Genomic DNA, 20,157 nt, shown 5'->3' with positions numbered 1-20,157 from the left:
CGTGCCGTTCACACATACGATGGTGAGGGTCCCCAGGCCCGAGGCCAGGGGTGGTCCAGTTCGAGGAGGAAACGTGACCGAGGAGCCCACTCCGGAGACCCTGGAGAGCGACAAGCCGATCAAGCAGCGCAAGAACTCGCTCTACCCCGGCGTGTCCGATGAACTCGCCGAGAACATGAAGAGCGGTTGGGCCGACACCGAGCTGCACGATCTGCGGCCGATTCCGCAGGCCGAGCACACCGCCCGGCGGCGCGCCGCGCTCTCCGCTCGTTTCCCGGGCGAGCGGTTGGTGATTCCCGCGGGCAACCTCAAGACCCGCTCGAACGACACCGAGTACCGCTTCCGGGCCTCCAGTGAGTACGCGCACCTCACCGGCGATCTGACCGAGGACGGCGTCCTCGTACTGGAGCCGACCGGCACCGAGGGCCACCAGGCCACGCTGTACCTGCTGCCGCGCTCCGACCGTGAGAACGGCGAGTTCTGGCTGCACGGCCAGGGCGAGCTGTGGGTGGGCCGCCGCAACAGCCTCGGCGAGGGCGAGCAGCTTTACGGCATGCCGTGCTCCGACGTCCGCGAGGTTGCCGACAAGTTGGCGGACGCCACCGGCCTGGTCCGTATCGTGCGTGGGCATGACGCGGGCCTGGAGGCGGCGCTGGCGGACAAGGTCACCTTCGAGCGCGACGAGGAGCTGCGGTCCTTCCTCAGCGAGCTACGGCTGGTCAAGGACGAGTTCGAGATCGGCGAGTTGCAGAAGGCCGTCGATTCGACCGTGCGCGGCTTCGAGGACGTCGTGCGCGTCCTCGACAAGGCCGAGGCAACCTCCGAGCGCTACATCGAGGGCACCTTCTTCCTGCGCGCCCGAGTCGAGGGCAATGACGTCGGCTACGGCTCCATCTGCGCCGCAGGCCCGCACGCGACGACCTTGCACTGGGTGCGTAACGACGGCGACGTACGCTCCGGTGAGCTGCTGCTCCTGGACGCCGGTGTGGAGACCCACAGCCTCTACACGGCCGACGTCACCCGCACGCTCCCGATCAGCGGCACGTTCACGGAGCTCCAGCGCACGATCTACGACGCGGTGTACGCGGCACAGGAGGCGGGCATCGCGGCGGTCAAGCCGGGTGGGAAGTACCGCGAGTTCCACGACGCGGCGCAGCGCGTGCTGGCCACGCACCTCGTGGAGTGGGGCCTGGTCGATGGCCCGGTGGATCGGGTGCTCGAACTCGGCCTTGAGCGCCGCTGGACCCTGCACGGCACCGGCCACATGCTCGGCATCGACGTACACGACTGCGCGGTCGCCCGTCGGGAGACGTACGCGGATGGCACGCTGGAGCCGGGCATGTGCCTGACCGTCGAGCCGGGCCTGTACTTCCAGGCCGACGATCTGACCGTGCCCGTGGAGTATCGGGGCATCGGCGTCCGGATCGAGGACGACATCCTCGTCACGGAGGACGGCAACCGGAACATGTCGGCCGGGCTGCCCCGTACCGCCGACGAGATCGAGTCGTGGATGGCCCGGCTGAAGGGCTGACCCCACGGCCACCCACCCACGAACCGGCGGGTCCTGGCTCGCGGCCACCAGGCCAGCCGTGTCAGCAGCCGCACCGAGGGCCCGTACGTCCGTGCCAGCGCAGCCGGCCCGGGAGCGAAGCGGCGAGCTTCGTCCCCGGGTCGTGTGCTGTGCGAACTGTCCTTGGGCCCCGTGCTGTGCGAACTGTCCTTGGGTCGGGCTCCGTGAGGTCCCCCGCCTTCTCGCGCTTGCGCTGCTTCTCGCGCTTCCGCTACCCCAGCCGTGCAGGCGGTTCGTCGGGGGCTGCCGTGGATGGCGCGCCGGCGGGGGGCGTGCCACCGGGGGCCGGGTCGGCTGGCGCCGGGATGGTGAAGACGCCGGCGCGGGCCGCCTCGTAGGTGGCGGCGGCGGTGGTCTCGGCGAGCTCCTGGTCGATCTCGCCGCGCGAGATCAGCAACCGGTAGTAGAAGGGCGCGGCGAGAGCGGCGATCAGCTCGCTGGCATTCGTGTGCGCCGGCAACTCGCCGCGCTCGATGGCCTGCTGGACCAACGTGGCGGCCCGACATCGGCGCTCGTGAAAGAAGTCGCGGAGCATGTCATCGATGTACGGGTCACGCACGGCCGCCGCGACAACCGCCTCGATGACGCTGCGGTTGCGAGCCGCCCCGTAGAACCGCCCGATCCCCAGGGCCAGCGCCCGCAGGTCGCCGCGGAGCGAGCCGGTGTCGGGGAGCGAAATTTTGGCGCTTTGATCGGTCAGCAACTCGCAGATGATCCGCTCGACGCTCCCCCACCTGCGGTAGATCGTCGCCAGGTGAACGCCGGCGCGTTGGGCGATCTTCTCCATGGTCAGCCCGCTGTAGCTGCCATCGCCCAACTCGTCGAAGGCCGCGGCCAGCACGGCAGCACGGGTACGCGCCGTCCGGCCGCCCGGACGGACTGTCCCTGGGGTGAGGCGTTCTTCGCTCATGCGCTCCCCAGGTTGCCCTACACGGTCACGGCCCATATTCTCCTATCTAATCTAACGCGAACTCCCTCGCATTAGATTCGCGCGGCACGCCGTGTGGCAGGGGACCCACAGGGGAGGACCCGTGCCATGCGGCAGGCCTCGCCCGCCCGCACCGAGGCCCGCGCGGCCAGGCACCGGGGCCCGCACATTTGCGCACCCCATCCCCCGCGCGGGTTACCCGGCGCACGTCCCACGCTCGGTTACGCGTTGCGTGTCACTCGTTACGCGTTATGCCGCGTACACGCCCGTCAGCCACTCCTCCCAGTCCCGCTGCCACTTCTTGTGATCGACGCCGGCCGCCTGCGGCCTGAAGTCGTGAACGCCGATGCCCACCGGCGCGCCGAACGCATCGCGGCCGAAGAAGCGATACATGACGTCGCGCGTCCGCAGGCCGATGAAGTGGGCGTCGCGGTAGTCGAGTACCGCGTCCTGCGGGCCGTCCGAACCCGGCAGTTCCACCCTGACGGCCGTGCCATCGGCCGTGCTATCGGCCGTGTCATCGGTCAGGCCCAGGGCGCGGGCCACCGCCGGGAAGGAACCCGGCTGCGCCGATGCCGCCGGGGCGTCGGCCGAGACGAAGACGGCGGGCCGGCCCGTGAAGTGCGTCAGGTACTGCCGCAGGGTGTGGAGGTAGAAGGTGGTGTGCTGGTTCGCGCCGTCGTACTGGTTCTCCCAGTCGTCCACAAAGATCCCGCTGTGCGTGTAGCGCACCCAGGAGCCGCCACCCTCGCGCGGCTCGATGATGTGGTCGAGCTCATTGAGCGTCTGGGTGTCGATCTCCGCCACGTTCTCCACCCGGGCAGTGAGGTGGCGCGGCGGGTCCCAGGCGGTCACCGTGCCACCGAAGGGGGCGGCGCCACCCTCGCGCGGCTCGTACTCCACCGGCCACAGCCAGCCCGCGGTACCCGTGGTGATCGCCGCCCAGACCTCCCCCGGCGATGCCTGGACCTCGAACTCCTGGGCAATCTTGAATTCCTTCGACATGCGTTCTTCCTCGACTTTCCGATGCTCTGACCGCTGCTCGTCCTGCTTGTTCCGTTCGTGTGCTGGTGGTGCTGGTGGTGCTCGTACTGCTCGGTGTGGACGGCGTGTTGGGCGTGCTGGCGCCGTCCGTACGGCCGACATGAGTGGTGGGAGGCCGCGGTTGGGGTCGTGACCGGGCCACGGCTCCGGTCGTCTCGCCCGTGCGTTCTGCCCGTGCGTTCTGCCCGTGCGATGCGCTTCCCGGTTGGCCTTTACCGGCGTGGGCCGACTTCCGCCGATGGCCGGTTAGGGCTCAAGGGGCCCGGGGTCAGCGGGCGTGAGCGCGCCGGCCGGCTCGGTGGGCACCCGTACCGTGGGATGTACGGCGAGCACCACCCGGTGGCTTCGCCCGCCATCGGCCGTCGCATCGTGGTACTTGCTCACCAAGGCGCTCACACCGTGCGTCAACTCCTCGATGAATGCGGCCCGTTCGGCTGCCGATGCGAACCGCACCTCGCCGTCGAGTGCGAAGGTTGCCAGCGGCTTACGCGCCTTCGTCGCACCGGTGACGAGCGCGCCCACGTCCCTCACCAGCCGGGCGGCGACCGCGAGCAGCCAGCGCGCCGAGAGCTGGTCCCGAGAGCGCTCCGGGTCGGGCTGCACGGCGGGCAGCGCCTGCGGAGAGATCACATACGCGGCTGCCGTGGCCCGCATGATCCGCTCGGTGACGTTGCCCTTGCGCCGCTCGTCCACCAACTCCACGAGGCCGTGCCGCTCCAGCGCCTTGAGGTGGTAGTTCACCTTCTGCCGCGGCAGGCCGACCTTGGCGGCCAGCATGGCGGCCGACGCCGGCTCGACCAGCGCGGCGAGCAGCCGAGCCCGCATCGGGTCAAGCGACGCCTCGGCCGCGGCCGGGTCCTCGATCACTGTCACGTCCAACATGGCTCCACCGTCTCACCGAACATTATTATTGTCCAGACTCTTTTTGTTGTCGGTGTTCGGGGCCGCGCTCATTCGGCTCGGGACTGCTTCTCCGCACGAGGCCACCACAGCGCGCTGGGCAGCCCGGCCGGGCCAGCCCCCGCCAAGGCCCAAGGCCCGGGCGCCGCCCCGGCCTTCGGGCCACGCACGGTCAGCCTGAGTAGCCGCAAGGCGTGGCGCATGACGCGTGGCGCATGACGCATAACGCGTGCCGCGTGCCGTGCGCTACGGCGCGGGCAGCGCGTGCGGCGCGGCGCTGTGAACTGCGCCTGTGCGGCCGGGCGACGCCGCGAGCGAAGTCTGACATTCCGCTGTCAGGGCACGGCGGCTCTGGGAACATCACCTACCGGACGGGGGCGATCTGCGTGCCAGTTGTCCGCAGGTCCGTCACCGCCGACCGGCCACCCCCGTATCCCTCTCACCGAACAGGACACCTCTGTGGGCGACACCACTGCGTTCCCGCCGCCACCCGGCCACTACCCCTGGCCTGGCCCGCACGCCGCCCCACCCGCCGCACCCCGCCGCCGATCGATCCGGGGGCCGCTCATAGCCGCCGCCGTCGCGCTCGTCCTCGCCGCTGGAGGCGGCATCACCTGGTGGGCGCTGAGGGACCACGAAGACACCATGGGCCACGTCGAGGTCAACAACGGCAAGCACGTCTCCGGTTCAAGCGACTCGGACGAGGAGTGCGACGACTACGACGATTACACCTATAACGACTGCGACACCGAGGACGAGCCCGATAGCTCCTACACCTTCACTTACAAGATCACGAACAAGGGCGGCGACTACGCCAATTACCGGGTCATCGTCAACGCCTTCGACGACGACGAGGACTACGTGGGCCAGTCCTACCTCGCCACTTCCCACCTCGCACCGGGCAAGTCCGAGGCCGACAGCGCTGAGTTCGAGGACTACAACCTGACGGGCAGCAACTCCGCGGACGACATCGAGACCATCAAGCTCGCGCACGTGGAACGCACCGCGCTCGCCAACTGAACCCGCCGCCGAGCCGCCGCCCTGAGCCACCGCGCTCGCGTGCGAGGCAGCCCAGACGCACCGCTCTTACAGGGCCGGCAGCAGCGCGTCGTCCCGCCACTTGAGGATCTTGTCGAAGCTGACGATCGCGCCACTACGGCCCGGTCGGTTGCGGTAGCGAACGCGGTCGGTCAGTTCCTCGATAAGGAACAGCCCTCGCCCGTGTTCCGCGGCGGCGGGGGCGGGAGCCACCTCGTGAGGCATCGGATGGCGTTGTGGGCGTTGGTGCGGTTGGTGGCCCGGTTGCTGCGAGCAGCCGGGGCGCGCGACGGCTCCGCGAACGCGGGCGGCGCGGCCACGGGGGAAGCCGGGGCCGGAGTCGGTGACCTCGATGCGGCAGGTGTCACCGTCGATGAAGGCGGTTACGCGATAGTCCGTGGTAGAGGCATCGCCACCGTGCTCGACCGCGTTCGCGCAAGCCTCGGTGAGGGCCAGGGATAGATCGTAGGAGACGTCGGGGTCTACTCCCGCCGTCTCCATCGCGCCCAGCAGCAGTCGCCGGGCGAGTGGCACGCTCGCAGCTTCGCGCCGTAGATGGAGAGACCACCAGATGCTCATGCTCCAGCCTCCCGGTCGCGGCTCGACATACCGATACGTATTGCCTGACTCCAAGGTCCGTAAGCACATCGTTGGTGTGACTACGCTCATTCGGCGGATGCGGTTGAGGGCGTAAGCGGTGTATAGACCTGCGCCGAGGGGCCATCTGTGTGACGTCAGGGGCATCCGCAGGGCCCGTTAGTACGGCCTTCACGGTGGGGCAGGGGCCGAGATCGGGCGGGCTTTCGGGCAGGGCGCACGCGCCGGATGTCGATGCGGGGCACGGTCGGGGGCGTGCGCGGGCCTGGCAGACCGGCGCGCCCGATGACACCCGGGCGGGGCCGCGTCGTAGGAGCCCGCCGTAGGCCGGCCGTAGGGACCCGCCATAGGAAACGTGCAGAAAACCGGCGGAGGAAACCCACCGAAAGGCCCCTACCCCTGCCGTAGGGCGGAGTTCCTGCTGATGGGATGATGTCGCAGCCATGTACTGTCGCACGTCGTTTCGTCTCCACCCCTCGGGGAGCACTCCGCTCCGTGGGCCGATGACGTGTGCCGGTACCGGGTTGCGCCTGCTGCGTGCCGCCTTCTTCACCACCGCCTGTGTCGCGCTGACCGCCGGTGGCCATGTGCTCGCCTCCTGCGCGGCCGTACCCCCGTGGACGCTGGTCGCCGCCTGGGCGGTGACCTTCGCGGTGGTCGCGCCGCTCGCGGGCCGTGAGCGTGCGCTGCTCGGCATCATCGCCGGACTGGCCGCCGGCCAGCTCGTACTGCATTCGCTCTTCGCACTCGCACAGCGTGGCGTGGGTGGCCTGCCTGGTACTGGGGCGCATGCGGGGCATGCCCACGCTGGCGGGTCCACGGTTTTGCCCGCTGGGGTGCCCCCCGGGAGCGCCGATGCCAGGTTGATCGAGCTCGCGGCGCAACTGCTCTGTGCCGAGCCCGGCGGCATCTCCGCAGCCAAGGCCCGGCAGATCGTCGGCAACGCCGGCCTTGACCCCGCCTCGCACGCCGAATCGGGCGCACCGATCGCCGCCGTTGCGCCCCATGGCTCCGGCTCGATCATCGAGGCGATCACGCCCTCGCTGCCCATGGTGCTCGGGCATCTACTGGCCGCGCTCGCCGCGGGGTGGCTGCTGCGACGCGGCGACGCCGCCTTGTGGCGCATCGTCACGCTGTCCGCCGCCCCCGCTCGCGAGGTTGCCGAAGCCACCCGCGTACGCACGCTGCGTGTGGCATGTGCGCTGGTACGAGCCCTACGCGCCGGGCTGCCCGGTACGGCGGCCGGGCCGGCGCCGCGACCGGCCAGCGCGTTCGATGACGCTCCCGCGCGACCCCGGGTGCTTGCGCTGCACCACGCAGTGATCCGGCGCGGGCCGCCGCGCTACGACCTGGCGGCCTGACGGCGCCCGCTCCCTACGGCTGGGGACGGTGGTGCCGCGCGGTCGCCTGCCGCTGCGCCTTGCCCCGCCACGCCTATCTGGAGACCCGGAGACCTCGTCATGAGCACCTCGCGCCCAACGCACCCCTCAGACCTCTTGCGCCCAACGCATCCCTCGGATCACCTGTACCCCACGAACCTCGCACATCCCTCGCCCTCCTCATGCGCCGCACCTATCGCGGGCGGGCGGGTGCCGTACGGACGGCGACTGGCTGTCGTGGGTGGCCTCGCTGCCGGTGCGGTCCTGCTGTTCTCCGCCCCCGCCCTCGCGCACGTCAGCGTGCAGCCGGGCGAGGCCGAGCAGGGCGGGTACACGACGATCAACTTCAAGGTGCCGAACGAGCGCGACAACGCATCGACCGTGCAGCTCGAAGTCACCTTCCCTGCCGACCACCCCATGACATCGGTGATGCCGCAGCCGGTGCCCGGCTGGCAGGTGGAGATCACCAAGGCAAAGCTGGACAAGCCGTTGGAGTCACACGGCAAGAAGATCACCGAGACGGTCAACAAGGTGACCTGGACCGCCGACAAGGACGGTGTCGAACCCGGGCAGTTCCAGCAGTTCCCGCTCTCCGTGGGCCAGCTCCCCGAAAACGCGGACCACCTCGTCTTCAAGGCCCTCCAGACGTACTCCAACAAGGAGGTCGTCCGCTGGATCGAGGAGCCGAAAGAGGGCGCCGCCGAGCCGGATAACCCGGCTCCGGTGCTGCGGCTCGTCGCCCCCGCGGACGACGGCGACGGCACCAGCTCGGACGCCGACACCAGCGACACCACGGCCCGCGTGCTCGGGGTCGTCGGCATCGTCGCCGGAGTCGCGGGCGTCGCCTTCGGTGTGTTCGCCGGCCGCCGCCGCTCGGCCTGACCCAGCCGTTGCTGACCTAGTCGTTGCTGACCCAGCCGTTACTGACCCAGCCGTTGCTGACGTAACGGGTGCTACGTAGCCGTTGCTGAGCTAGCCAGCGCTGACGCTGCCGGCCATCGGTGGTCGGCAGCCGGCGTGCTACCTCAACCCTCACCAGACCATCCAGCACCACCCACCCTCTGGAGACGAACTCCATGCGCAGCAAGACCACGGGCGCCACCCTGGCTGCCGTCACCGTGCTCAGCCTCACCCTCGCCGCATGCGGTGGCTCAGACGACAAGAGCCTCGCTACCGTCAAGGCCTCGCCCTCCGACAAGGACAAGGGCGCGATCGTGCTCGACACGCCCAAGCCGAAGCCCGAACTCGTACTGACGGATACCAGCGGCAAGAAGTACGACCTGCTGGCGCGGACCAAGGGCAAGCCGACCCTGGTGTACTTCGGCTACACCTACTGCCCCGACGTCTGCTCGATGGTGATGAGCAACGTCGCCCTCGCCAAGCAGAAGCTGCCCAAGGCGGAGCAGGACGACCTCCAGGTTGTCTTCGTGACCACCGACCCGGAGCGGGACACCCCCAAGCGGATGCGTACCTGGCTCGACGGGCAGGGCGGTAAGGACTTCACCGGCCTCACCGGCGACTTCGAGACCATCGAGGATGCCGCCCGGCCGCTCGGCATCCTCATCGAGAAGCCGAAGAAGGAGAAGGACGGCTCGATCACCGTCAACCACGGAGCCGAGGTCATCGGCTTCTCGCCCAAGGATGACAAGGGCCACTGGCTCTACATGACGGAGACCACGTCCAAGGCGTACAGCAGGGAGCTGCCCAGCATCATGAAGGGGCAGAACCCGTGACGCACGCGCCTCGCGACGCCGGCATGCCGCGGGGCCCTGGCATACGTCACGTGAGCAAGACGACCGTCGCCGCGGCCGTGTCGCTCGCGCTCGGTCTTACCGGGGTGCTGCTCACCGCCTGCGGGTCGGACGGCGATTCCAACGGTGGTGCGGCCGGCGCTCCCGAGTTGGCGGTGGACGGCGCGTACCTGCCGCGCCCACCCACCCCGGACATGGCCGCCGGCTACCTCAGCGTGCGTAACTCCGGCAGCGGTGGCGACAAGCTCACCTCGGTCACCACCGCACTTTCGGACGACGTCACGATGCACACCACCGAGGGCAACGCCATGCGGAAGGTGACGGAGTTCGAGGTTCCGGCTGACGGAGAACTGGACCTCGCCCGCGGCGGCAACCATCTGATGTTGGCGAAGCTGACGCGTCAGCCGAAGGTGGGCGAGACCGTGACACTGACCCTGCATTTCGCCACGTCTCAGCCGATCGAGGTCAAGGTCCCGGTCAAGCCGACGTCGTACCGACCCGAGGACTGACCCCCTATGCCCGCGCCCTTTGACCAGGCCACTCCACGGCCCGTGACACCGCGCCGCCTTGGCGCGCCGTCCCGGCAGGCGCTCACCCCGGCGGCTCCGGCAGCATGGTGTTCGCGGGTGGCGTGTCGGCGGGCGCGGGCCGTACGACGGCCGCTGGTGGGGCGGCATCGCCGGCCGCTGACCGTGCTCGGCACGCTGCTCGCGGCGCTGCTGTGCGCGCTCGGCGTCGGCGCGACCCCGGCCGCAGCGCATGCCGCGCTCACCGGGACCGACCCGGCAAAGGGCGCGGTGCTGCGGGAGGCGCCCGAGCGCGTATCGCTCACCTTCTCGGAGGGTGTGCTGCTCTCGGACGACTCGGTACGGGTGCTGGACCCGCGGGGTGAGCGGGTGGATGACGGCAAGCCGGCGCACGTGGGCGGCAAGTCGTCCACAGCCGCGGTGCGGCTGCGCTCCGGGCTGCCTACGGGCACGTTCACGGTGGCCTGGCAGGCGGTGTCGGAGGACAGCCATCCGGTGGGCGGCGCGTACACCTTCTCCATCGGCGCGCCGTCCAAGACCTCGGTCACCGTGCCAAGTGCGGAGCCCGACGACACGGTCTCCGCGCTGTACGACATCGTCCGGTACGCGGCGTACGGCGGCTTCGTGTTGCTCGTCGGGGCGTGTGTGTTCGCCGGGCGCTGCCACACCACCCGCGGTGTGCAGCGGGTGGCCGCCACCGGCTGGGTGGCGTTGTTCGCCGCCACCGTCGCGCTGCTGATGCTGCGCGGCCCGTACACCAGCAACGGCAAGGGGCTCGGCGCCGCGTTCGACCTCGGGCTGTTGCGGGACGTCTTGGACACCAAGCCGGGAACGGCGATGCTTTCACGGCTGCTGTTGCTGGCCGCGGCAGCCGTGTTCTTGGCGGTGCTGTTCGACTCGTACGCGCCATCCGGCCAGTCGCGGGCCTCGGCCAGCGGCACCAGCCATGGCACCAGTCGTAGCGCCGCCGGCCGGGGCGCGGGGCAAAGCCGGGGCATGGGGCAAGGCCGGGGCGCGGGGCTGGGCCGGGGCGCGAGCCACGGTCGAGGCGAGGGCCACGGTGGGGCCGAGGGCCCCGCGCTCGGTGCCGGGCGGCCCGACCTGGCGTGGGGGCTCGGCATCGTGGGCACGCTCGTCGCCGTGGGCCTCGCCGCGACCTGGGCGATGGCCGAGCATGCGTCGGTGGGCCTCCAAAGGTCGCTGGCGATGCCGGTCGATGTGCTGCATTTGCTGGCTGTCGCGGTGTGGCTGGGCGGACTGATCGCCCTCCTGGTCTCGCTGCGCTCCGAGGTGGCGCTGCCACGGCTCGCGGTGCGGCGCTTCTCCCAACTCGCCCTGGCTTCGGTTGGCACGCTGGCGGCCACCGGGCTCTACCAGTCGTGGCGGCAGGTCGGTTCGTGGGCGGCGTTGACCGACACGGAGTACGGGCGCTGGCTCCTGGTCAAGGTCGGCCTGGTGGCGCTGCTGGTGGGGGCGGCCGGATTCTCCCGCCGTTGGACGTCCCAACTCGACGCCGCACCGGCGATCCGCACCACGAAGGGCACAACGAAGGGCCCAACGAACGCCAAGGCCGAGCGAGCATCGAGTACCAAGGCCGACACCGAGCCTGACGCACAAACCACCGCACCATCCAACGCGCCGGCCACTCCACACACCATCCCACCGGCCGTCCCACCGGCCAACGCACATCCCACCGCACGACCTCGCGCCACCTCCGCAGCAGAAACAAAAGCCGGCAACCGTCGCGCAGGCAAAGGCGCTCCGTCCGATTCCGCGCGGGCTGCGCAGCTCGCGCGGCAGCGAGCCGCCGTCAGCGTGACGCGGACCCGGCGTGAGCGCGACGCAGACCCGGTCCGTACCGGACTGCGCCGCTCCGTGGCCGTCGAGACCGGCATCGCCGTCGTCCTGCTCGCCGTGACGACGGTGCTCACCGGCACCCAGCCGGGCCGCGCCGAGACCGAGCAGGCCGCGGCGCAACAGGGCGCCACCGCTGATGCGGCCACCGTACGCATCGCGTACGACACCGGCGGCCCGAACGGGCGCGGCACCGCGCAGGTGACGCTCGACCCGGCGCGCTCGGGCGACAACCAGTTCCACGCCTATCTCACTGGACCGGGCGGCCGGCCCGTTGACCCGCCTGAACTCAAGGCGTCCCTCACCTTGCGGGAGAAGGGCGTCGGGCCGCTGTCCGTGGCCTTGAACCGGGTGTCGGCGGGCCACTGGAGCGCGGCCGGCGTTCAACTCCCCATGCCAGGCGACTGGCAACTCTCCTTGACCGTACGCACCTCCGACATCGATCAGGTGACGGAGATCGACACTGTGAAGGTCGGACCATGACTCAGGACTCCATTTCGCGCCGCCGTCTGCTGGGCACGGCGGGCGCGGCGGGCGCCGCCGGGCTCATCGCCGGCGGGGCGGGTGCCGTGGCGGCGGACCGCGTCTCACGCGATACCGACTCCACCGCGTTGACCAGCATCGGCACCACATCCGTCGCCTTCGCAGGCGAGGCTCGTGCGCACGGCACTCCGCAGGCCGGGATCACCACCGCGAACCAGACACACGGCCATCTCATCGCCTTCGACCTGGCCCCCGGCACCGACCGCAAGGCCACCGCCGCGCTGTTGCGCCGCTGGACGGAAGCGGCGCGGGAGATGTCGGACGGCCGCGCACCGGACCAGGACAGCTCCGGTATCGCGCTGGACGCGGGCCCCTCATCCCTCACCGTCACCATGGGCTTTGGGCGCACCTTCTTCGACAAGGTGGGCCTGAAGGACAAGCTGCCGCAGGCCCTGAGCCCGCTGCCCGACTTCTCATCCGATGCGCTGGACCGCAAGCGCAGCGACGGCGACCTGTGGTTGCAACTCGGCGCCGACGACGGCCTGGTGGCCTTTCACGCGCTGCGTACGCTGCAACGCCTGGCCGGCGATGCGGCCCGTACGCGCTGGTACATGGCCGGCTTCAACCGCACCCCGGGCGCGACCACCGAGCCGCGCACCACGCGCAATCTGATGGGCCAGATCGACGGCACCAACAATCCCAAACCGGAGGAAGAGGACTTCGACACCCGGATTTTCGTGCCCAAGGGCGGCGACGACAGCTCACCGGAGTGGATGGCCGGTGGCTCGTACGCGGTCGTACGGCGTATCCGCATGCTGCTCGACAGTTGGGACAACCTCTCCCTTGCGCAGCAGGAGCGGGTCATCGGCCGCCGCAAGTCGGACGGCGCCCCGCTCTCCGGCGGCACCGAGACCACCCCGGTGGACCTGAACAAGTTCGCCGCGGACGGCTCGATCGCCATCCGCGGCGACGCACACGTACGGGTCGCGGCGCCCGAGTCCAACCAGGGTGCGGCGATGTTGCGCCGCCCGTTCTCGTACCACGATGGCTTCAGCGACGACGGCACCCCGGACGCGGGTCTGCTGTTCATCGCCTGGCAGGCGGACCCGATGAAGGGGTTCGTGCCCGTGCAGCGCAAGCTGGACCGCGGCGACGGGCTCTCCCGCTTCCTACGACACGAGGCCAGCGGCCTCTTCGCGGTCCCGGCGGCGGCGGGAGACGGCGAGTACGTGGGGCAGCGGCTGCTTGAGGGCTGACGTACGTGAGGCAGCGGTTGCTTGAGGGCTGGCCTGGCTGGCGTCCCGGTCCGGGCCGGTGCTCCTCCCCGCTCGGAGTGCCGATCCGGACCGGAGCGCGGCTATGTCAGCGGCGCCGTCCCCGTGTTGGCCGCTCCCGTATTGGCGTCACTTCACGTGTGGGCGCCGCCCGCTCGGACCTGTCCTGCCGCGTAGTACGCCATCAACTCCGGTGCCAGCGGCGGCACATCGAAGGGTGTGCCGCCGTTGCGTAGGGAGCGCGTCGCAAGCTCGCCTGCCGCCACGCTCATTCGGGCGGCCACCGGTGAGGTGTCCGTCGCGCCGCCTTCGCGCACGAAGCGGCAGAACTCCTCGATGATCCGGGCGTCCGCACCGCCGTGCGTGCCCTTCGCCTCCGGGACGCGGAACTCGGCGTCGCCGCTCGCCCGGTAGCCGGTGGGGCCGGTGTTCCACAGCCGCACCAGGTCCCCGGGGCCGTCGCCGAAGTTCTCGATCCGGCCCTCGGTGCCGATGACCGTGTAGTTGCGGAAGTAGTCGGGGCTGAAGTGGCACTGCTGGTACGCGGCGATGACGCCGTTGTCCAGCCGCATGTTCATCACCGACACGTCTTCGACGTCCACGATGTGGTGGAGGTCGCGGCGCGCGGTCGGTGGCCAGTCGAACTCCCGCAGCCAGCCGTCAGGGCGCGGCGTATCGGGCTCCCGGCGCGGCAGATCGCCGTAAACCATCAGGTCACCCAGCGCATTGACCCGCTGGGTGTAGCCACCGGCCAGCCAGTGCACCACGTCGATGTCGTGCGCGGCCTTTTGGAGCAGTAGCCCGGTGGTGCGCCGCCGATCGGCGTGCCAGTCCTTGAAGTAGTAGTCGCCGCCGTACGAGACGAAGTGCCGCACCCATACCGTCTTGGGCTCGCCGATGTCACCGCGCGCAATCAGATCGCGCATGAGTCGCACGACGCCCATGTGGCGCATGTTGTGCCCGACGTAGAGCCGGGTGCCGGTCTCGTAGCCGGCTCGCAACATCGCGTCGCAACTCTCGACGGTGATGCCCAGCGGCTTTTCGACGTACGCGGGTTTGCCGGCGCTGAGCGCGGCGCAGGTGATGGCCTCGTGCGTGTCGTCGGGCGTGGCGACGATGACCGCGTCGATGGACGCGTCGTCAAGGAGCTTGCGGTAGTCATCCACGGCGCTCGCGCCCGGAAACCGCTCGGGCACCTTCGCGCGCACCGCGGCGTCGGTGTCGGCGACGGCGGCCACGACGCTGCCGTGGCCGGGACGGTGTGCGGCCACGGCCAGGTTGGCGCGCAGCCCGAGGCCGATGACGCCGATCCGGAGGTCTTCGCTGGCTGTCATGTGTCTCTCCCCTGTGTCATCGGTTGCTCGGCCCCGGTCTACTTCTTGGCGCTGGCCAGCGACTCTTCATACTCCTTGCGGATGCGGTCGCCGCCGCCCGAGCGCCAACTCCGCAGGAGACCGTCGAAGTCGGAAAGCGACTTGCGGCCGGCGATGATGTCGAGGACGCCGTCGTTGAGTGCCTTGGTCAGGGAGGCGCCCTTGTCGGCGTTGGTGTCGGAGTAGTGGCCGATCACCGGGCTGGCCTGGCCGATCTTGATGAGTTCCTGCTGCCAGCCGTGGATGCGCCGGGTGAGATCCGACTTGCCGGGGAGGTAGAGGTATTCGGGGGTGTTGGCGAGGAACGCGAGCGGCATCGCGGTGGTGACGGCCTCGGCGTTGCCCTTGTCGGTCAGAACGACATCGCCACGGTCGGTGCGGCGGTGGTGGGTGCCCTCGATGCCGTTGTCGAGGAACAGCCGCTCCTCAGTGCCGAACGGGGCGGCGAGATAGTCGAGCACGCCGAGCAGCGTGGGGATGCGTTTCTTGTCTACGTTCTTGCTGATGGCGGTGAAGCCAACAGAACCGGCACCGAAGTCGAAGTGGGCGGTCACCCCGGGCTTTGCGGCGAACGGCTTGATGATGCCGAACGGGAAGTCGTACGTCTTGACGTCCACCAGGAAGGACGGAAAGGACTGCACATAGGCACCCAATGTGCCCTGGGCCATCTTTTCGCGTGTGGTGGTCAGGTTCGGGTCCGGCCAAAACAGCCCGGCCTTGAACACCTTCACCGCGAATTCGAGCGCCTCGAAGTATTCATCGGTCTCATAGCGATTTGTGAGCTTTCCGCCATCGAGGCGCCACGACGAGGGGGCGCCGAACCATTGCGCGAACATATTGTGCGCATTGACGTACGCGGGCTCCAGGACGTACTTCTTGCGCTTGGTGTCAAGGAGTTCCTTGCCCTTGTCGAGGAAGTCCTCGGCGCTGGCGAAGGTGGCCCCGCCGACCGGCTTCCAGAAGTCCTCGTTGATGACGTAGATCTGACCCATACGTCCGTACGCAACGGGCACCCCGGCGATCTTTCCATTGATGACGGCCGTCTTCCACGCATAGTCGGGAAGGTTGGCCAGGTTGGGGTATTTCTTGATGGCCGCGCCCGACAGATACGAGGTCACGTCGTGGAATTTCGCCTGAAGGAGCTGCGGGACCTTGCGCAGGCCCTGGTTGGGTGGGAACCACACCAGGTCGGGTATGTCGCCGCTGGCGATGATCGCATTGAACTTCGTCAGATAGGCATCGGCGCCACTGTCCACGACGATGTTCATCTTGAGCTCGGAGCCCAACTGCTTGTTGAGCTCTTTCCAATAGCGGTTGCGGCCCATCGCGGGGGCGGGCGTGGTGAAGGTCTCGGTGAGTGCGCTGATGGACTCCCCGTCGCCGGGAGGCTTCGGCACCGACCTGACCAGCTTCGTCGGGTACCGCAGATAGGCGGCGTCCAGGCCCTCGGTGTTGCCGGCGAGGTCGGCGGGTGCGACGTTGGCCGGTACGTACGCGGGGAGCTTGACCTTACGGAACCCCTCGGCGCCCTTCCCGGACGCGGCCGTTCCTGTGGTGCAGCCGCTCAGCGTGGTCAGCCCGGCGACGGCGATTCCAGCGACGCCCGCCACCCCGAAGAAACGGCGGCGGTCAAGTCGATTGAGCTGCCACTCACCGGGGCGCCGCACGTTCGCTTGTTGCGTGTGCGGGGACGTCTGCTGCGTGTGCTGCATTTCCTGCTGCTGCATTTCCTGCCGGCCGCTGTGCTGCACGCCGTTCACCTGCTGCCTGTCGTTCTGCTGGGGTGCCATGGTTCTCCTGGTTCGGTGGGTGCGGTCGGCTGGCAACGGCGGTGAGGCGACTACGGCAACTACCTAGGTGCGCAGCGTCGCTTAACCCTTGACCGCGCCGGTGAGCACGCCCTTCGCGAAATACTTCTGGAGGAAGGGGTACACGCACAGAATGGGGATGAGCGCGAGGATGAGGACGGCCATCTGGAGGGAGATAGACGGCGGCAGCGTACTGACGCCGAGGGCACGGGCGTTGATGCTTTCGCCCTGCACGACATAGGACCGCAGCACGACCTGGAGCGGGTATTTTCCGGAGTCGTTGAGGAAGAGCAGGGCGTTGAAGAAGCTGTTCCAGTAACTCACGCCGTAGAACAGACCGACGACCGCGATGACCGCTTTGGACAGCGGCAACACAACACGGCACAAAATAGTGAGCTCGCCGGCGCCGTCGAGCCGCGCGGCCTCGTACAACTCGGTGGGAATTCCCTGGAAGAACGCCCGTACGACGATGACGTTGAAGACATTGAGCAGCACCGGCAGAACCAGCGAGGCATAGCTGTCCAGCATGCCGAATTCCTGCACCACCAGATAGGTGGGGATGATGCCGGGCGTGAACAAGAAGGTGCCAAGGACCAGCAGCAGGATCGGCTTGCCCCACACCACGCCGGGCCGGGACAGGCCGTACGCGAGGGCGACCGTGCACACACGCTCAGCGCCGTGCCGATCACCGTGATGACGACGCTGACCAGTGTCGCCCGAGTCACCACGCCGCCTTGGAGCAGCACGTTGTACGCCTCGAACGTGGGGTGCTCCGGGATCAGCACATAGCCGCCGTTGGCGTCGAGTTCCTGCTGCCCGGCCAGGCTGGTGCCCAGCGCGAGCAAGAACGGGTAGCAGACGACCACGACGATCAGGGTCAGGGCCACCGCCTTGGCGATCTGCCCGTACCAGCTGGGGCGCTCCATCCACGGTGGTCGCTCGGGCCGTGGGCCCCGAAGCCAGGGCCAGGCGCGGTTGCTCGGCGCGCCACTCTTGCGGCCAGGCCCGGACGGCTTGCGCGAGGTCAGCAGCGAGGTGGTCACTTGTACACTCCCTGCTCGCCCAGGCGGTGGGCCAGTTTGTTGGCGGCGACGATCAGCACGAGTCCGATCACGCCCTTCATCAGTCCGGCGGCCGTGCTCATGCCCCAGTCGCCGTCCACGACGCCGTGGAAGTAGACGTAGGTGTCCAGGACCTCGGAGGCCTCGGCGCCCACCGCCTCGCGCTGGAGCAGCATCTGCTCGAAGCCGACGGAGAGGATGTCGCCGAGGCGCAGGATCAGCAGCATGATGATCACCGGCCGGATGCCGGGCAGCGTCACATGCCAGATCCGCCGCCAGGGACCCGCGCCGTCCATCGCCGCCGACTCGTACTGCGCGGTGTCGATGGAGGCCATCGCGGCGAGGAAGATGATGGCGCCCCAGCCGCAGTCCTTCCAGATCATCTGGGAGGTGACCAGCAGCTTGAAGGTGTCGGGGTTGGTCATGATGTTGCCGACAGCGACGCCGTTGTCATTGAGGAAGCTGCTCACCGTGCCGGTCCCGCCGAGCACCTGCTTGAACATCGCCACGACCACGACCCACGACAGGAAGTGCGGCAGGTAGACGACGGTCTGCACGAAGCGCCGGGCCGTCTCACCGACCAGCGAGTTCAGCAGCAGGGCCAGCGCGATCGGCGCGGGGAAGTAGAGCAGGAGCTGAAGACCGGTGATCTCCAGCGTGTTGTACACCGCCGTCCAAAACTCCGGCTGCTCGACGAGCGCGGAGAAGTTCTGGAAGCCCACATACGGGCTGTGCTTGAAGCCGAGGAACGGCTGGTAGTCCTGAAAGGCGATGACGTTGCCGATGAGCGGCAGGTAGAAGAAGGCCGCGAAGTAGGCCACCCCGGGCAGGCACAGCAGCAACAAGACCCAGTCGCGCCGCAGCCGTTGGCGCAGCGGGACGCGCCCGAGCTTGCGCTGTGCCCGCTTCCCCTTCGGGCGCGGGGCCGCAGAGGGTGGGGCTTCGTGTTGCGACGTGCCCGGACGGGCCGACGACGATACGGAAGCCGTCACATTCACCTCCGGCAGTGAGAGCGAGAGCGGACGCGGGGCAGCCCGCCCAAGGCACGCGGAAACCGCCGTGCAGGGAAATGCGACTGCCGAGTCCTCGCGGTAGGGAGCACGCCGGGCACGCAGCATGGAGCGGCGTGCAGCGGCGTTCACCACGAGGCGGCTTCATCTTGCACGCCACTGCGCGAAGGTGACAAGAGGTGTTCGTAAACTTCTAGAAACGCGCAGAATTGCACTTCGCTGCGCGGGAACCTGGGACGACACCGCCGCCCCAGGCACTGCTCACGCCTGAATGACGGTCACCCCACGCTCCTCGAACCGCTTGGCCTGCTCGGGCGCCTTCGAGTCCGTGACCAGCACATGGATGGCGCTGACCGGGCAGATCCTGGCGAACGCCTGCTCGCCGAGCTTCGAACTGTCCGCTACGACCACGAGCTTGCGGGCCTGCGCGGCCAACAGAGCATTGATGCTCGCTTCACCCTCATCGTGCGCACTGGCGCCAAGCTCCGCGTTCAGCGCGCCCACGCCGATGAAGGCGATGTCCAGGCTGATCTCCCGCAGGATGTGACCGGCCAACGGGCCGATGAGCTCGTACGACTGCGGCATCGCCACCCCGCCGGTGGCCACGATCTTCACATGGGGGCGTACCGCGAGCTCGTTGGCGATGTTCAGAGCATTGGTCACGATGGTCACCACCGGCTCATCGGACTTGTCGGGCCCATCCGTCCTGGTGGCGATGGCCCGAGCCACCGCGGTCGTGGTCGTACCACCGTTGAGCCCCACCACCATGCCCCGGCTCACGAGTGCCGCGGCGGCACGCCCGATCCGCTCCTTCTCCTCACCGTTGCGCATGGCCTTGTAGCGCAACGGCAGGTCGTACGCGACGGTGTGCGCCACCGCCCCACCCCTGGTCCGGGTCAGCAACCGCTGCTCGGCCAGATGGTCCAGGTCACGGCGGATCGTCGCCGCGGAAACATCCAATTCGATTGCGACATTGTCCACTTCAAGCTGTCGCCGTTCGGCAAGGAGACCAAGCAACATATTGTGCCGTTCGTACCGGTTCACTACACCTCCACCACTTCGCGACCGCGCGCTGGCGGCGCGTTTCCCTAGCCGTGTGATCGCTTACTGTGCGATTGCCTTCTGTGTGACTGCCTTCGTGTGACTGCCTACTGCGCGGTGTGCGCTGTCTGCTGCGCGTTGTTTGCTGTGCGTTGTTTGCTGTGCGCTGCGCGTTGTGCGTTCCTCGTTGTGTCCACTGTGCCCCGCCGCGGCCTCCTCGGCACACGCACTGCGTCTTCATGCGCACTCATGGGAGACCAGTCACCCATTCAAACAAAAACGTTCAAGACTGCACAGCAGGGACGCAGGGGCCACGTCGTGTACGCATGATCTCGCGTGTCCCCCCAGGCGCGGTTGCGGGGTACGGGGTGTGGGGTGCGGGGTGTGGGGTGCGGGGCCTCGCGTTGTCGCCCTCGGCGGCGGTTGCGGCTTCGGCGGCGGCAGCGGCGGTTTCGGCGGCGCGGGCGTCCGCCGCGGGCGGGCCAGGCGGGGGCGAGGGAGGTGGGCCCGGGGGAGGCG

Annotated in this window: 17 protein-coding genes and 1 pseudogene; 8 read left to right on the top strand and 10 right to left on the bottom strand. The window is 69.0% G+C overall.

Annotation, left to right across the window (positions count from 1 at the left end; translation table 11 throughout):
• The first annotated feature begins 73 nt into the window (after window positions 1-73).
• The gene (locus FHS42_RS06200) at window positions 74-1,531 is read left to right on the top strand and encodes an aminopeptidase P family protein (RefSeq protein ID WP_312866740.1); all 1,458 of its coding nucleotides are present in this window, start codon (window positions 74-76) and stop codon (window positions 1,529-1,531) included.
• 250 nt (window positions 1,532-1,781) lie between these two features.
• Here FHS42_RS06200 and FHS42_RS06195 read toward each other — a convergent pair whose 3' ends face one another.
• The 3 genes from FHS42_RS06195 to FHS42_RS06185 all read right to left on the bottom strand — a co-directional run bounded on the left by FHS42_RS06195 (window position 1,782) and on the right by FHS42_RS06185 (window position 4,424).
• The gene (locus FHS42_RS06195) at window positions 1,782-2,480 is read right to left on the bottom strand and encodes a TetR/AcrR family transcriptional regulator (protein ID WP_184569506.1); all 699 of its coding nucleotides are present in this window, start codon (window positions 2,478-2,480) and stop codon (window positions 1,782-1,784) included.
• Window positions 2,481-2,747: 267 nt separating this feature from the next.
• Complete coding sequence (locus tag FHS42_RS06190) at window positions 2,748-3,503, bottom strand: SRPBCC family protein (protein WP_184569504.1); 756 nt, start codon at window positions 3,501-3,503, stop codon at window positions 2,748-2,750.
• Window positions 3,504-3,788: 285 nt separating this feature from the next.
• A complete protein-coding gene (locus FHS42_RS06185) occupies window positions 3,789-4,424 on the bottom strand; it encodes an ArsR/SmtB family transcription factor (RefSeq protein ID WP_184569502.1) in 636 nt (211 codons plus the stop codon).
• A gap of 477 nt (window positions 4,425-4,901) precedes the next feature.
• On the opposite strand from FHS42_RS06185, the gene FHS42_RS06180 reads away from it, so the two are divergent.
• Window positions 4,902-5,462: a hypothetical protein gene (locus tag FHS42_RS06180; protein ID WP_184569500.1), complete on the top strand. Its 561-nt coding sequence runs from the start codon at window positions 4,902-4,904 to the stop codon at window positions 5,460-5,462.
• A gap of 66 nt (window positions 5,463-5,528) precedes the next feature.
• Here the strand turns inward: FHS42_RS06180 and FHS42_RS06175 are convergent, their stop codons facing one another.
• Window positions 5,529-6,059 carry an ATP-binding protein gene (locus FHS42_RS06175; protein ID WP_184569498.1) on the bottom strand — a complete coding sequence of 177 codons (531 nt, stop codon included), beginning with the start codon at window positions 6,057-6,059 and terminating at the stop codon, window positions 5,529-5,531.
• Between the two features lie 521 nt (window positions 6,060-6,580).
• Between FHS42_RS06175 and FHS42_RS06170 the strand changes: the two genes are divergently transcribed.
• Both FHS42_RS06170 and FHS42_RS06165 read left to right on the top strand, forming a co-directional pair.
• The gene (locus FHS42_RS06170; protein WP_184569496.1) at window positions 6,581-7,438 is read left to right on the top strand and encodes a hypothetical protein; all 858 of its coding nucleotides are present in this window, start codon (window positions 6,581-6,583) and stop codon (window positions 7,436-7,438) included.
• 213 nt (window positions 7,439-7,651) lie between these two features.
• Window positions 7,652-8,338: a YcnI family copper-binding membrane protein gene (locus FHS42_RS06165; RefSeq protein WP_376772536.1), complete on the top strand. Its 687-nt coding sequence runs from the start codon at window positions 7,652-7,654 to the stop codon at window positions 8,336-8,338.
• Between the two features lie 16 nt (window positions 8,339-8,354).
• Here FHS42_RS06165 and FHS42_RS06160 read toward each other — a convergent pair whose 3' ends face one another.
• Complete coding sequence (locus tag FHS42_RS06160) at window positions 8,355-8,549, bottom strand: hypothetical protein (protein ID WP_184569492.1); 195 nt, start codon at window positions 8,547-8,549, stop codon at window positions 8,355-8,357.
• Here FHS42_RS06160 and FHS42_RS06155 point away from each other — a divergent pair.
• The 4 genes from FHS42_RS06155 to efeB are packed head-to-tail and all read left to right on the top strand — an operon-like array spanning window position 8,533 to window position 13,327.
• A complete protein-coding gene (locus tag FHS42_RS06155) occupies window positions 8,533-9,189 on the top strand; it encodes an SCO family protein (RefSeq protein WP_184569490.1) in 657 nt (218 codons plus the stop codon). The two genes, FHS42_RS06160 and FHS42_RS06155, sit on opposite strands and share 17 nt — an antisense overlap.
• 23 nt (window positions 9,190-9,212) lie before the next feature.
• Window positions 9,213-9,716: a copper chaperone PCu(A)C gene (locus FHS42_RS06150; RefSeq protein ID WP_184569817.1), complete on the top strand. Its 504-nt coding sequence runs from the start codon at window positions 9,213-9,215 to the stop codon at window positions 9,714-9,716.
• A 6-nt stretch (window positions 9,717-9,722) separates the two neighbouring features.
• Complete coding sequence (locus FHS42_RS06145) at window positions 9,723-12,071, top strand: copper resistance CopC/CopD family protein (protein WP_184569488.1); 2,349 nt, start codon at window positions 9,723-9,725, stop codon at window positions 12,069-12,071.
• Window positions 12,068-13,327 carry an iron uptake transporter deferrochelatase/peroxidase subunit gene (gene efeB / locus FHS42_RS06140; RefSeq protein WP_184569486.1) on the top strand — a complete coding sequence of 420 codons (1,260 nt, stop codon included), beginning with the start codon at window positions 12,068-12,070 and terminating at the stop codon, window positions 13,325-13,327. Before FHS42_RS06145 ends, efeB begins: the two co-directional genes overlap by 4 nt.
• Window positions 13,328-13,479: 152 nt before the next feature.
• Here efeB and FHS42_RS06135 read toward each other — a convergent pair whose 3' ends face one another.
• The 5 genes and pseudogenes from FHS42_RS06135 to FHS42_RS06115 all read right to left on the bottom strand — a co-directional run bounded on the left by FHS42_RS06135 (window position 13,480) and on the right by FHS42_RS06115 (window position 19,641).
• The gene (locus FHS42_RS06135; protein ID WP_184569484.1) at window positions 13,480-14,679 is read right to left on the bottom strand and encodes a Gfo/Idh/MocA family protein; all 1,200 of its coding nucleotides are present in this window, start codon (window positions 14,677-14,679) and stop codon (window positions 13,480-13,482) included.
• Between the two features lie 38 nt (window positions 14,680-14,717).
• Window positions 14,718-16,508 (bottom strand): type 2 periplasmic-binding domain-containing protein, encoded by a 1,791-nt coding sequence (locus FHS42_RS06130; protein ID WP_246494224.1) that lies wholly within the window; start codon window positions 16,506-16,508, stop codon window positions 14,718-14,720.
• A gap of 81 nt (window positions 16,509-16,589) precedes the next feature.
• Window positions 16,590-17,452, bottom strand: a pseudogene (locus tag FHS42_RS06125) (carbohydrate ABC transporter permease).
• Between the two features lie 113 nt (window positions 17,453-17,565).
• Window positions 17,566-18,462 carry an ABC transporter permease gene (locus FHS42_RS06120; RefSeq protein WP_246494338.1) on the bottom strand — a complete coding sequence of 299 codons (897 nt, stop codon included), beginning with the start codon at window positions 18,460-18,462 and terminating at the stop codon, window positions 17,566-17,568.
• A 396-nt stretch (window positions 18,463-18,858) separates the two neighbouring features.
• The gene (locus FHS42_RS06115; protein WP_184569483.1) at window positions 18,859-19,641 is read right to left on the bottom strand and encodes a DeoR/GlpR family DNA-binding transcription regulator; all 783 of its coding nucleotides are present in this window, start codon (window positions 19,639-19,641) and stop codon (window positions 18,859-18,861) included.
• Window positions 19,642-20,157 lie beyond the last annotated feature (516 nt).

The organism is Streptomyces zagrosensis (genome assembly GCF_014203645.1).
GTDB lineage: Bacteria > Actinomycetota > Actinomycetes > Streptomycetales > Streptomycetaceae > Streptomyces > Streptomyces zagrosensis.
The sequence above is the reverse complement of the archived record's forward strand: the minus strand, read 5'-3'. Positions and strand labels throughout refer to the sequence as shown.